Below are 13087 nucleotides of genomic sequence, written 5' to 3'. Positions count from 1 at the left end.
AAGAGAGGACACAATGCAGGGTTCTGTGACAGAGTTTCTAAAACCGCGCCTGGTAGATATCGAGCAAGTGAGTTCGACGCACGCCAAGGTGACCCTTGAGCCTTTAGAGCGTGGCTTCGGTCATACTCTTGGTAACGCACTGCGCCGTATTCTGCTTTCGTCTATGCCGGGTTGTGCGGTGACAGAGGTTGAGATTGATGGTGTACTGCATGAGTACAGCACCAAAGAAGGTGTACAGGAAGATATCCTGGAGATTCTCCTCAACCTGAAAGGGCTGGCGGTAAAAGTTCAGGGGAAAGATGAAGTTATTTTAACCTTGAATAAATCTGGCATTGGCCCTGTGACTGCAGCCGACATCGTCCATGATGGCGATGTCGAAATCGTCAAGCCACAGCACGTTATCTGCCACCTGACAGACGAAAGCGCATCAATCAATATGCGTATCAAAGTTCAGCGTGGTCGTGGTTATGTGCCGGCTTCTGCCCGAGTACATTCGGAAGAAGATGAGCGCCCAATTGGTCGTTTGTTAGTCGATGCTTGCTATAGCCCTGTAGAGCGTATTGCCTACAATGTTGAAGCAGCTCGTGTTGAGCAACGTACTGACTTGGATAAGTTAGTTATCGAAATGGAAACTAACGGTACAATCGATCCTGAAGAGGCGATTCGCCGTGCAGCGACTATCCTGGCTGAACAACTTGAAGCTTTTGTTGACTTACGTGATGTTCGTCAGCCTGAAGTTAAAGAAGAGAAACCAGAGTTCGATCCTATCTTATTGCGCCCAGTTGACGATCTGGAATTGACTGTCCGCTCTGCTAACTGCCTTAAAGCAGAAGCTATCCACTACATCGGTGATCTGGTACAGCGTACTGAAGTTGAGTTGCTTAAAACGCCTAACCTTGGTAAGAAATCTCTTACTGAAATTAAGGACGTCTTGGCATCTCGTGGTCTTTCTCTGGGCATGCGCTTAGAAAATTGGCCACCAGCAAGTATTGCTGATGATTAGGATCACAGGTTAAGGTTTTACTGAGAAGGATAAGGTCATGCGCCATCGTAAGAGTGGTCGTCAATTGAACCGCAACAGCAGCCACCGCCAAGCTATGTTCCGTAACATGGCAGGTTCTTTAGTTCGTCATGAAATCATCAAGACGACTCTGCCTAAAGCGAAAGAACTGCGTCGCGTCGTTGAGCCGCTGATTACTCTTGCCAAGACCGACAGCGTAGCTAATCGTCGTCTGGCATTCGCCCGTACTCGTGATAACGAGATCGTGGCAAAATTGTTTAATGAATTGGGACCTCGCTTTGCAGCGCGTGCGGGCGGTTACACTCGTATTCTTAAGTGTGGCTTCCGTACTGGTGACAATGCTCCGATGGCTTACATCGAGCTTGTTGACCGTGCTGTTGAGTCTCAAGAAGTAGCTGCAGAGTAATCTGTTTGCTATCAAAAAAACCGGGTATATTTGCCCGGTTTTTTTGTACCTGCTATTCTATCTTCCACTGAACATCATCCTTGATTTATTCCATTTAGACCTTATTTAAAGTGGAGTACCCATGAGTATGTATAAAATAGGGCAAATTGCTCGTCTTGCTGATGTTACCCCTGATACGATCCGCTTTTATGAAAAGCAAGGTCTGATGGGGCATAAGCTTAGGACTGAAGGCGGTTATCGCTTGTATACGGATCAAGATCTGCAACGGCTGCGTTTCATCCGTTATGCAAAGCAATTAGGTTTTACTTTGGAAGCGATTACTGAGCTTTTATCGATAAGAGTCGATCCTGAACATCATACATGCCAAGAGTCAAAAAAAATTGTTGATTTGCGTCTGTTTGAAGTTGAAAAAAAGATCCAAGAACTTATTATTATGCGTGATTCTTTGAAGATGCTTAGCTCCGCTTGCTGTGGCGAGGAACACGCAACAACATATTGTTCGATAATGGAGATTCTTGAAAAGGGTGCATCCAAAGTCTATTAGTTGATTACCATTTAGTTTTATTGTTATAGGAAGGTATATACCATGAGCCAATATCAACATAAACGTGGTCAGATAAAAGATAATGCAATTGAAGCATTGTTACACGACCCATTATTTAGGCAACGAGTTGAAAAAAATAAGAAAGGAAAAGGAAGCTATACTCGGAAAGGTAAACATCAAAGAAATGGTAACTGGGAGGCCAGTGGTAATAAGTTATTCTACGTATTACCACTGGCTTTTTAGTTATTACTTTTTATTTTGTTCTTTTAATAAATCACGAATTTCTGATAATAAAACTTCTTCTTTACTCGGTGCCGGTGGCGCTTCAGGTTCTGCTTCTTTTTCGCGACGTACTTTATTCATCACTTTAATTGCCATGAAAATAGCAAATGCGACAATAACAAAATCAAATACCGTTTGAATAAACATACCATAATTAAGAACAACAGCAGGCATATCTCCTTCAGCCGCCCTTAAAATAACACTGAATTGTTTAAAGTCGACCCCGCCAATTAATAAGCCGAGAGGGGGCATAATGACATCAGCTACTAATGAAGAAACAATCTTACCGAATGCTGCACCAATAATGATACCGACAGCCATGTCGACAACATTGCCCTTCATTGCAAATTCACGAAACTCTTTTAAAAAACTCATTTGACCCCCTAATTAAAAACTCTGTTTCATAAAATAAATATTTAGTTAACAAATTATAGTACCTAGATCAATTAAGCTGCAAATGAATCGTCATTTTATTTTTATAAAAAGAAAGGGCTAGGCTGAAATAGTTTTTCAACGTCAGGTACATATTTTTTATCTGTAATAAACATGATGACATGATCACCTTGTTCAATAATATGATAATCATTGGCAATAATAACTTCATCTTCTCTAACTAAAGCGCCAATAATTGTCCCCGGTGGAAGCTTAATATCTGAAATTTTCTTTCCTACAACTTTAGATGTATTTTCATCTCCGTGTGCAATTGCCTCAATGGCTTCAGCAACCCCCCTTCTTAATGAGGAAACGCTGACAATATCGGCTTTTCGGACATGACCAAGTAATGCCGAGATTGTTGCTTGCTGTGGTGATACAGCAATATCAATCACCCCTCCTTGAACTAATTCAACATAAGCGGTGCGTTGAATTAAGACCATGGCTTTTTTAGCCCCCATTTTTTTAGCTAACATAGCCGACATGATATTTGCTTCGTCGTCGTTAGTTAGGGCTATGAATACATCCATTTGCTCAATATGCTCTTCGGTTAATAACTCTTGATCAGAAGCATCACCATAAAACACGATCGTATCATGAAGTAGTTCAGCCAGTTCTGTTGCGCGTTGTTGATTACGCTCTATTAGTTTGACGCTATAATCTTTTTCTAGCCGTTTTGCTAAGCCTGCACCAACATTACCGCCACCTACTATCATTAAACGTTTATAAGGTTTTTCTAGACGTTGTAATTCACTCATGACAGCGCGAATATGTTGTGTTGAAGCGACAAAAAATACTTCATCTCCAGCTTCAATGATGGTCGAGCCTTGAGGTCTTATAGGACGATCTTGACGGAATATTGCTACGACTCTGGTATCAATATGTGGCATGTGTTCACGTAAGCTTGATAGAGCATTACCCACGAGTGAACCGCCATAATAGGCTTTAACCGCAACAATACTGACTTTACCTTCGGCAAAATTAACTACTTGGAGTGCGCCAGGGTATTGGATTAGTTTGTAAATATAGTCTATGACTAATTGTTCCGGAGAGATTAAATAATCAATAGGAATTTGTTCAGGTAAAAATAGCTTGTCTGCTTCACGGATATATTCAGTTGCTCTAATACGCGCGATTTTATTCGGGGTATTAAAAAGACTATAGGCAATTTGACATGCGATCATGTTAGTCTCATCTGAATTAGTCACTGCGACTAACATATCTGCATCTTCAGCTCCCGCATCACGGAGTACTCGTGGGTGGGAGCCGTGACCATTGACGACTCTAAGATCAAACTGATCTTGTAATTGACGCAAGCGATCAGCATTCGTGTCAACGACAGTAATATCATTGTTTTCGTCTACTAGATTTTCAGCGAGAGTTCCACCAACTTGTCCTGCACCTAAAATAATGATTTTCATTGAATATTCCTATCTTAGACAAGCCTTATCCAGTTAATTTATTTGCTTTACTAGGCGTGCGTAGAAGAAACCATCACCCCCTGTTTCACTGGGAAGTATTTGTAATCCTGCACTTGTGCCATCATTCAGTTTAGCTTCCGGGTGTTTAGCTAAAAAGTTTTTTATTTGCAGGCTATTCTCTTCGGGCATAACAGAGCAAGTTGCATAGACAAGAGTACCGCCTACTTTTAAATATGGCCAAATAGACTCGAGTATTTTTGCTTGAAGAACGGTGAGTTCATTAATATCAGAATCTCGTCTTAACCATTTTATATCTGGGTGACGTCGAATAACACCGGTTGCTGAACATGGTGCATCAAGCAATATGCGATCAAACAATTTACCCTCAGCCCATTGCTCAGGAGTAGTTCCATCACCTTGAATAACAACAGCATGTTGCTTGAGTCGCGACAAATTTTCGTTTACGCGTTTTAGGCGAGATTCATCAATATCGACAGCCACAACATGCGCTTTTGGTGCTATTTCTAAGATATGAGTTGTCTTACCGCCAGGTGCTGCACATAGGTCGAGAATATGTTCATTATTTTGAGGTGCAAGTATTTCGGCACAACCTTGGGCGGAGACATCTTGTACTGTAGACCAGCCATCATCAAAGCCGGGTAGTTTTGCTACTGAAGTTGGTTCAGATAGCCTTAATGCGGAAGGGTGTTTAAGATGTCGCTCAGATGTAATTCCTATTTCTTCCAACAGCTTTTGGTATTGTTCAGCACTATGATGTTGAGCGTTAACCCTCAACCACATAGGTGGACGTTGGTTGTTCGCTTCAACAATGGATTGCCATTCGTTAGGGTATGCGTTTTGCAGTCTTTTTAGTAACCAACTAGGATGTAAATATTGACTATTATGATTTGCGCTACGTTCTTCTAACTGAGCTTGTTGTCTTTGGAATGAACGCAATACACCATTGATAAGCCCTTTTAGTTGAGGACGTTTTAATGCAACGGCTCCATTGACTGTTTCAGCAAGGGCTGCATGAGCTGGAATACGTGTATAGAGTAGCTGATAAATACCAACCATAATGAGGTAGTGTAATGTTCGTTGCTTACCTGTCAGTGGTTTTTCCATTAGTTGGCTAACAAACCATTCAAGTTTAGGTAAATAGCGGAGAACACCAAAACAGATCTCTTGTAATAGAGACTTATCTTTATCGCTAATATTTTTTTGTAATTCAGGTAGTACCGTACTTAGGGATTGGCCTTTGTCAATGACTTGACCAATGGCTATTGCTGCGATGCTACGCAAGTTATATGTATTCTTCATAAATGAGGGTGAGTCTATTCGTCACGAAATAAATTTGCCTGAATATATTATCAGGCAAATTTATTGGTGTTTTAATTAAGTAGTGTTCCAGGAGCGAACCATTCACGGCGAGAGTTTAATAGATCTTGTGCTGCCATGGCTTTTTTACCTGGAGGCTGTAATTGAACGATATTCAATTTTCCGCTAGCAGTGGCGACACATATACCATTTTTATCGGCGCTAATAATCGTACCTGGTTTTTCACTGTGATTTTCTGAAATCACTTCAGCCTGCCAAACTTTTATCAGTTGATCTTGAACCATAAAATAGCTCATAGGCCAAGGATTAAACGCTCTAACACAACGTTCTATCTGCTCTGCTGATAATTGCCAATCAATACGCGCTTCTTCTTTAGATAATTTCTCTGCATAATTTGCTAAGGAATCGTCCTGTTTTTCAGGAAGGCATTGTTGGCTAGATATCAGATCTAAGGTGTGTATTAGGGCTTCTGGACCAATAACAGCCAATTTTTGATAGAGTGTTGCGCTAGTATCTTCTGGCAGGATAGGGCATTTCGCTTTATAGAGCATATCACCGGTATCTAAGCCTTCATCCATTTGCATAATCGTGACGCCCGTTTCAGCATCACCCGCCCAAATAGAACGTTGAATAGGAGCAGCCCCACGCCAGCGAGGTAGTAGTGAGCCGTGGACATTTAGGCAACCTAAACGGGGGATATCTAAAACGGCTTTTGGCAAAATAAAGCCATAAGCAACAACAATCATCAAATCAGCATTTTGCTCTTTGATCCATTGATGGTTTTCTTCCTTTTTCAGTGTAGTAGGCTGAAAAACGGGAATATTATTTTCTTGCGCTAATACTTTTACAGGGCTAGGTGTCAGCTTCTTTCCTCTTCCCGCGGGCTTATCTGGTGGAGTGAGGACACCTACAACCTGATGTTTAGTGTTAAGCAAAGCAGCTAAATGACCAGCAGCAAAATCAGGTGTACCTGCAAAGATAATTTTTAATGATTCTGACACGTTTATGTTCCCTGTATAAATCTATCTATTTAGCTATTTTGGCTTCTTTAGCTCTCATTCTATCCAACTTTTCAACTTTTTGGCGGATACGTTGGCGTTTTAATGGAGAGAGATAATCGACAAATAGTTTCCCAACAAGGTGATCCATCTCATGTTGAATACAAATAGCGAGTAAGCCATCGGCCTCAAGTTCAAACGTTTCGCCATTATAGTCGAGAGCTCGAATTTTAACGTTTTCGGCTCTTGGGACAAATCCATGCTGTTCAGGAATGGAGAGACAGCCTTCCTCTATACCTGTTTCACCTGATTTGTCGAGTAATTCAGGATTGATCAATACCAGTCGTTCATCACGCGTTTCGGAAACATCAATAACGATGATCCGCTGATGAATATCAACTTGGGTCGCAGCAAGACCGATACCTTCTTCTTCATACATCGTTTCGAACATATCATCGATAATACGTTGAATTTCGGCATCTACTTTTTCTACTGGCTTAGCAATAGTGCGTAAGCGTTCGTCTGGGTAATGTAATACGTTTAATACTGACATAAATTTTTTCGAGCAGCGTCCAAAAAAGTGAATAAGAATTAATGCCTATTCTAGACATTTATTGGTCATATTGACAGTATTGGTGATGATTTGTTCATTGATGAACTCATTTATTATAACGTCAGGAAGATGCGATGGATTCTCAAGAAATATGGTTAAGAATGTCTCAAGTCAGCCGGTTATCACCGCATAAGGCATTAAGAATAATTAACAAGCTACTCTTATTAGAGAAAGTTAGTCTGCCTATCTTACGAGAATGTGGGCTGAATGAGTTGCAATGCTTACAGTTTCAACATTTTTCTTCGACCAAGTTAACTCAAACGATTAAATGGTTGGAAAAAGAAGAGCACCAGCTGATCACCTTTTATGATTCACACTATCCCCTTTTGCTAAAACAAATCTCGAATTTTCCGCTGGTGTTGTTTGTCATCGGGCAAAGGGAATTAATTGCAACAGCACAGATTGCAATCGTTGGTAGCCGCCAAACGAGTGCTTACGGCCGTAAATGGGCCGAGCTGTTTGCCAAAGAATTTACACGTTATGGTTTAACGATTACGAGTGGGCTAGCCTTTGGAATCGATGTTGTTAGTCATCGGGCGGCATTAAATGAAAAAGGGAAAACAATCGCTGTTTTAGGTAGTGGACTCGCAAATATCTACCCCAAGCAACATATTTTTTTGGCGGAAAAAATAAAAGAAGAAGGCGCATTAATTTCTGAATATTTACCTCATACACCGCCACTCCCTAAGCAATTTCCTCGGCGAAATCGAATCATTAGTGGTTTAAGTAAAGCCACCGTTGTTATTGAGGCAGGTATGAAAAGTGGTTCATTGATAACAGCACGCTATGCTATTGAACAAAATAGAGATCTTTTTACGATACCCGCACCGTTAGGAGATCCCGCTTTCAGTGGCAATCATTGGTTATTGCAGCAAGGCGCGTATTTATTAGTTGATCCCGAAGATATTAAACCTCATCTAGAGGCCGGACTGAATTGGTTGCCTGTCGAATCGTTAATTAAAGAAGAAATTAATTCTGAATTTAATCTGACAGAAAACAAAATATTGAGTATGGTTGAGTATCATCCTTTACCCGCAGATGTTATTGCTGAGCGCGCACAACAGCCCATAACAGAAGTGACTTCTATTTTGACTGAATTAGAAATAGATGGTGTGATCGCTTCAGTTGCTGGTGGATATATAAAATTAAGTTAGTTGGCTAAGAGAAAATCATGTCAAAGCAATTGCCTTTTGAAACAGAAAAAAATGAACATTGCCCTGAATGCGGTGCGGTATTGGTTATTCGTAATGGTGCACATGGACCTTTTTTTGCGTGTTCTTCATATCCGCAGTGTCATTATGTCAAACCTATGCGCCCTTCAGCAGAAAGCCATGTAATAAAGGTATTAGAAGGACAGGCATGCCCTCAATGTGGTTATGATCTCGTTTTGAAACAAGGGCGATTTGGTATGTTTATTGGGTGTAGTCACTACCCTGAATGTGAGCATATAGAATTAATTGATAAGCCAGATGAAACGAAAGTTTCTTGCCCTCAGTGTCAAACAGGGCATCTGTTGCAACGTAAATCTAGGTTTGGTAAGACATTTTATGCTTGCGATAGCTATCCATCCTGCCAATTTATTCTTAATAACAAGCCCGTATCTGGCGAGTGTGAGCATTGTCATTATCCATTACTTATGGAAAAAAGGGGTGCTCAAGGAGTAAGATTATTTTGTGCCAGTAAACGATGTGGTAAACCACAGAAAGAATAATGAGTTAAAAAGATGCAAAATAAATCTACACCTACAATTGAAAATATTATCACAGCCCTTAATAAAGGGGATGTTATCGCTTATCCCACAGAGGCTGTTTTTGGACTTGGCTGTGACCCCGATAGTGAACAAGCGGTCAATAAATTACTTGAATTGAAACAACGTCCTTGGGAAAAAGGGTTGATTCTCATTGCTGATAATTATGAGCAATTGAAAAGTTACGTTGATGATAATCAGCTAACAGATGAACAAAAACAAGTCATGTTTGAAAGCTGGCCTGGCCCCGTTACGTGGGTTATCCCAGCGAAGCCATCTACACCTAAATGGTTAACGGGTCGCTTTGATACTTTGGCGGTAAGGGTGACTGACCATAAGTTAGTAAAAGCACTTTGCCGAGAATATGGAAAACCATTGGTATCAACGAGCGCAAATTTGAGTGGAAAGGAGCCTTGTAGAACGACCCATGAAGTTATAGAGCAGTTTGCGGGAAGTATCCCTGTACTGGATGGGGCTGTAGGTGGACGTCAAAACCCATCAGAAATTCGTGATGCTAAAACTGGGCAATTATACCGAAAAGGATAACTATTTTATGGATAAGTATGCCGTCTTTGGCCATCCGATTGCACATAGTAAATCTCCTATCATTCATCAGATGTTTGCTCAACAAACAGGGATCTCGTTGGAGTATGAACGTATTCTGGCTCCGATAGATGAATTTGAGCAACAACTCTCTGAGTTTTTTGCTCAAGGAGGAAAAGGAGCGAATATCACTCTTCCTTTTAAAGAAAGAGCACATCACATGATGTCAGAACTAACAGAACGGGCTCAATCATGTGGTGCTGTCAATACGGTCATGAAACTTGATGACCATCGGTTCTTAGGTGATAACACGGATGGTGTAGGTCTATTATTAGACCTGCAACGGCTGAAGTTTATTCGTACGGATAGTAAAATATTAATGATTGGTGCTGGTGGCGCAACTCGCGGAGCGCTGTTACCACTTTTGGAATTTGGGTGTGAAATAACGCTAACAAATAGAACTTTCTCTAAAGCGAAAACATTAGTAAACCAATTTGCAAGTTTTGGAACAATTACCGCACAGCCGATCGATGAGATCAAAACTGCGACTTTTGATCTTATCATCAACGCAACATCTTCTGGCGTTAGTGGGGAAATTCCTGAACTTGATCCTGCGGTATTTTCTAAGCAAGTCGCTTGTTATGACATGTTCTATCAACAATCATTAACGCCATTTTTATCTTTTGCGAAAGCTTATAATGTTGAACAGCTTGCTGACGGCTTGGGAATGCTCGTTGGGCAAGCCGCTTTTGCCTTTAAGTTATGGCATGGTGTACTGCCAGATATGGAACCAGTCTTGTATGCGTTACAGAAGGAATTGAAAAAATGAATCAAGCAATTCAATTCCCAGATAGAGAAGAATGGGATGTAATGACTGGAAAGGTACGATTTCCAGTATTAATTAATGGAATGTTAGCGCATTGCGTCATATCGGACAGGTTACTATATAAAAGATATGGGATGGGAGCCGAACCATTAGCATTATTTCAAACTCACCGTTGGGATATAGAAGAAGAGTTTGAGGTCTTGATCGCTCAAGACCTTTTAGACAATGGTAATGATTACTCTTTGCCTGATGATAAGTAGTCATTTTTCCATTGAACATAGTTATTAGCGGAATAGCGCAAATGCTCCAACTCCCCTTCAGTCAGTTTGCGGGCCGCTTTTGCTGGGCTACCGACATATAGGTAGCCACTTTCGAGTTTTTTACCTTGGGTAACTAAACTATTAGCACCTATAACAACGTCATCCGCAATAATTGCACCATCTAATACAATCGACCCCATTCCAACTAAAACGCGATCCCCAATGGTACAGCCATGCAGCATCACTTTATGGCCGACAGTGACATCTTCACCGATAATTAACGGGTTACCGTCAGGGTTGTGTTTTGACTTATGGGTAACATGTAAGACTGAACCATCTTGTATATTCGTGCGAGATCCAATTTCAATATAATTCACATCACCACGTAATACAGACAGAGGCCAAATACTTACATCATCGGCTAAGCGAACATCTCCGATAACAACAGCGGAAGGATCGATAAATACGTCAGTGCCAGTAGTTGGGTAAATACCTAAATAAGGTCTTAAATGTTTATTCATAGCAGTCGCCATAGTCAATAAATGGTAGTGTTAAAAGCATAGTTAATATGTATACATACAATGAAGATGTTTAATCTGCAAAAGGTAAAGTATTCAAAGTATCTTTTCGTTGTCTATTTCAGCATCATATTGCTAGAAAAAAAAACATAATGATGATTTTATCTTCAAACAGTATTTTTTTTCAAAAAAAGGGTTGCCAGAATTTTCTGACTCCCTATAATGCGCATCCGTTGTCACGACAAACCGCTTCGGTGGTCAGGTTGAAAAAGAAACCCTCGTGATGACTGAGGTGAAAAAGAGAGAAAAAGTTGAAAATAATCACTTGACTTTCTGACAGAAAAACGTAGTATACGACACCTCGCGACAACAACCTAAACGGTTAATATCGAAAGATAAAGTCGCAACGCTCTTTAACAATTTATCAGACAATCTGTGTGGGCACTCACAGGACACTATCAAAAAAATATTTGATTTTAAGTCTTGAAGAGTGACTAACACGTTAATTCATATATGAAAGAATGTAGTCAGTTTAATTCTTTGAGCATCAAACACTTTTAATTGAAGAGTTTGATCATGGCTCAGATTGAACGCTGGCGGCAGGCCTAACACATGCAAGTCGAGCGGTAACAGGGGAAGCTTGCTTCTCGCTGACGAGCGGCGGACGGGTGAGTAATGTATGGGGATCTGCCCGATAGAGGGGGATAACTACTGGAAACGGTGGCTAATACCGCATAATCTCTAAGGAGCAAAGCAGGGGACCTTCGGGCCTTGCGCTATCGGATGAACCCATATGGGATTAGCTAGTAGGTGGGGTAATGGCTCACCTAGGCGACGATCCCTAGCTGGTCTGAGAGGATGATCAGCCACACTGGGACTGAGACACGGCCCAGACTCCTACGGGAGGCAGCAGTGGGGAATATTGCACAATGGGCGCAAGCCTGATGCAGCCATGCCGCGTGTATGAAGAAGGCCCTAGGGTTGTAAAGTACTTTCAGTCGGGAGGAAGGCGTTGATGCTAATATCATCAACGATTGACGTTACCGACAGAAGAAGCACCGGCTAACTCCGTGCCAGCAGCCGCGGTAATACGGAGGGTGCAAGCGTTAATCGGAATTACTGGGCGTAAAGCGCACGCAGGCGGTTGATTAAGTTAGATGTGAAATCCCCGGGCTTAACCTGGGAATGGCATCTAAGACTGGTCAGCTAGAGTCTTGTAGAGGGGGGTAGAATTCCATGTGTAGCGGTGAAATGCGTAGAGATGTGGAGGAATACCGGTGGCGAAGGCGGCCCCCTGGACAAAGACTGACGCTCAGGTGCGAAAGCGTGGGGAGCAAACAGGATTAGATACCCTGGTAGTCCACGCTGTAAACGATGTCGATTTGGAGGTTGTGCCCTTGAGGCGTGGCTTCCGGAGCTAACGCGTTAAATCGACCGCCTGGGGAGTACGGCCGCAAGGTTAAAACTCAAATGAATTGACGGGGGCCCGCACAAGCGGTGGAGCATGTGGTTTAATTCGATGCAACGCGAAGAACCTTACCTACTCTTGACATCCAGAGAACTTAGCAGAGATGCTTTGGTGCCTTCGGGAACTCTGAGACAGGTGCTGCATGGCTGTCGTCAGCTCGTGTTGTGAAATGTTGGGTTAAGTCCCGCAACGAGCGCAACCCTTATCCTTTGTTGCCAGCGATTCGGTCGGGAACTCAAAGGAGACTGCCGGTGATAAACCGGAGGAAGGTGGGGATGACGTCAAGTCATCATGGCCCTTACGAGTAGGGCTACACACGTGCTACAATGGCGTATACAAAGAGAAGCGACCTCGCGAGAGCAAGCGGAACTCATAAAGTACGTCGTAGTCCGGATTGGAGTCTGCAACTCGACTCCATGAAGTCGGAATCGCTAGTAATCGTAGATCAGAATGCTACGGTGAATACGTTCCCGGGCCTTGTACACACCGCCCGTCACACCATGGGAGTGGGTTGCAAAAGAAGTAGGTAGCTTAACCTTCGGGAGGGCGCTTACCACTTTGTGATCCATGACTGGGGTGAAGTCGTAACAAGGTAACCGTAGGGGAACCTGCGGTTGGATCACCTCCTTACCATTGAAGTGTTTTGTGAAGTGTTCACACAGATTGTCTG

At 42.1% G+C, this 13087-nt stretch carries 15 protein-coding genes and 1 rRNA gene; 10 read left to right on the top strand and 6 right to left on the bottom strand.

Annotation, left to right across the window (positions count from 1 at the left end; genetic code table 11):
• The first annotated feature begins 13 nt into the window (after positions 1 to 13).
• The 4 genes from G3341_RS18550 (at position 14) to G3341_RS18535 (ending at position 2214) form a co-directional block, all read left to right on the top strand.
• A complete protein-coding gene (locus G3341_RS18550; RefSeq protein ID WP_004926425.1) occupies positions 14 to 1003 on the top strand; it encodes a DNA-directed RNA polymerase subunit alpha in 990 nt (329 codons plus the stop codon).
• A gap of 37 nt (positions 1004 to 1040) precedes the next feature.
• The gene (gene rplQ / locus G3341_RS18545; protein ID WP_154624952.1) at positions 1041 to 1427 is read left to right on the top strand and encodes a 50S ribosomal protein L17; all 387 of its coding nucleotides are present in this window, start codon (positions 1041 to 1043) and stop codon (positions 1425 to 1427) included.
• Between the two features lie 127 nt (positions 1428 to 1554).
• Positions 1555 to 1971, top strand: a complete 417-nt coding sequence (zntR, locus tag G3341_RS18540; RefSeq protein WP_154624961.1) for a Zn(2+)-responsive transcriptional regulator — start codon at positions 1555 to 1557, stop codon at positions 1969 to 1971.
• A 42-nt stretch (positions 1972 to 2013) separates the two neighbouring features.
• Positions 2014 to 2214, top strand: a complete 201-nt coding sequence (locus G3341_RS18535; protein ID WP_167520927.1) for an alternative ribosome-rescue factor A — start codon at positions 2014 to 2016, stop codon at positions 2212 to 2214.
• 3 nt (positions 2215 to 2217) lie between these two features.
• Here G3341_RS18535 and mscL read toward each other — a convergent pair whose 3' ends face one another.
• The 5 genes from mscL to def all read right to left on the bottom strand — a co-directional run bounded on the left by mscL (position 2218) and on the right by def (position 6995).
• Positions 2218 to 2628, bottom strand: coding sequence for a large-conductance mechanosensitive channel protein MscL (mscL, locus tag G3341_RS18530; RefSeq protein WP_154624951.1), 411 nt, complete (start codon positions 2626 to 2628; stop codon positions 2218 to 2220).
• Positions 2629 to 2729: 101 nt separating this feature from the next.
• Complete coding sequence (gene trkA, locus G3341_RS18525) at positions 2730 to 4106, bottom strand: Trk system potassium transporter TrkA (protein ID WP_163863313.1); 1377 nt, start codon at positions 4104 to 4106, stop codon at positions 2730 to 2732.
• A gap of 33 nt (positions 4107 to 4139) precedes the next feature.
• Positions 4140 to 5426: a 16S rRNA (cytosine(967)-C(5))-methyltransferase RsmB gene (rsmB, locus tag G3341_RS18520; RefSeq protein ID WP_163863312.1), complete on the bottom strand. Its 1287-nt coding sequence runs from the start codon at positions 5424 to 5426 to the stop codon at positions 4140 to 4142.
• A gap of 71 nt (positions 5427 to 5497) precedes the next feature.
• Positions 5498 to 6445, bottom strand: coding sequence for a methionyl-tRNA formyltransferase (fmt, locus tag G3341_RS18515; protein ID WP_163863310.1), 948 nt, complete (start codon positions 6443 to 6445; stop codon positions 5498 to 5500).
• A gap of 25 nt (positions 6446 to 6470) precedes the next feature.
• On the bottom strand, positions 6471 to 6995 hold the full coding sequence (gene def / locus G3341_RS18510) for a peptide deformylase (RefSeq protein WP_163863309.1): 525 nt from the start codon (positions 6993 to 6995) through the stop codon (positions 6471 to 6473).
• 134 nt (positions 6996 to 7129) lie between these two features.
• On the opposite strand from def, the gene dprA reads away from it, so the two are divergent.
• The 5 genes from dprA to G3341_RS18485 are packed head-to-tail and all read left to right on the top strand — an operon-like array spanning position 7130 to position 10431.
• Positions 7130 to 8209, top strand: coding sequence for a DNA-processing protein DprA (gene dprA / locus G3341_RS18505; protein WP_154622877.1), 1080 nt, complete (start codon positions 7130 to 7132; stop codon positions 8207 to 8209).
• Positions 8210 to 8226: 17 nt separating this feature from the next.
• Positions 8227 to 8766 (top strand): DNA topoisomerase family protein, encoded by a 540-nt coding sequence (locus G3341_RS18500; protein WP_163863307.1) that lies wholly within the window; start codon positions 8227 to 8229, stop codon positions 8764 to 8766.
• Positions 8767 to 8778: 12 nt separating this feature from the next.
• On the top strand, positions 8779 to 9348 hold the full coding sequence (gene tsaC, locus G3341_RS18495; RefSeq protein ID WP_163863305.1) for an L-threonylcarbamoyladenylate synthase type 1 TsaC: 570 nt from the start codon (positions 8779 to 8781) through the stop codon (positions 9346 to 9348).
• Positions 9349 to 9355: 7 nt separating this feature from the next.
• Positions 9356 to 10174 carry a shikimate dehydrogenase gene (aroE, locus tag G3341_RS18490; RefSeq protein ID WP_163863303.1) on the top strand — a complete coding sequence of 273 codons (819 nt, stop codon included), beginning with the start codon at positions 9356 to 9358 and terminating at the stop codon, positions 10172 to 10174.
• On the top strand, positions 10171 to 10431 hold the full coding sequence (locus G3341_RS18485) for a DUF1488 domain-containing protein (protein ID WP_163863300.1): 261 nt from the start codon (positions 10171 to 10173) through the stop codon (positions 10429 to 10431). Before aroE ends, G3341_RS18485 begins: the two co-directional genes overlap by 4 nt.
• Here G3341_RS18485 and G3341_RS18480 read toward each other — a convergent pair.
• Positions 10407 to 10952, bottom strand: coding sequence for a gamma carbonic anhydrase family protein (locus G3341_RS18480; RefSeq protein ID WP_154622872.1), 546 nt, complete (start codon positions 10950 to 10952; stop codon positions 10407 to 10409). The genes G3341_RS18485 and G3341_RS18480 overlap by 25 nt on opposite strands.
• Before the next feature lie 555 nt (positions 10953 to 11507).
• On the opposite strand from G3341_RS18480, the gene G3341_RS18475 reads away from it, so the two are divergent.
• Positions 11508 to 13047 (top strand): 16S ribosomal RNA (locus tag G3341_RS18475).
• Positions 13048 to 13087: the final 40 nt, after the last annotated feature.

Origin of the sequence: Providencia vermicola (assembly GCF_010748935.1) — a bacterium.
Taxonomy (GTDB): domain Bacteria; phylum Pseudomonadota; class Gammaproteobacteria; order Enterobacterales; family Enterobacteriaceae; genus Providencia; species Providencia zhejiangensis.
The sequence above is the reverse complement of the archived record's forward strand: the minus strand, read 5'-3'. Positions and strand labels throughout refer to the sequence as shown.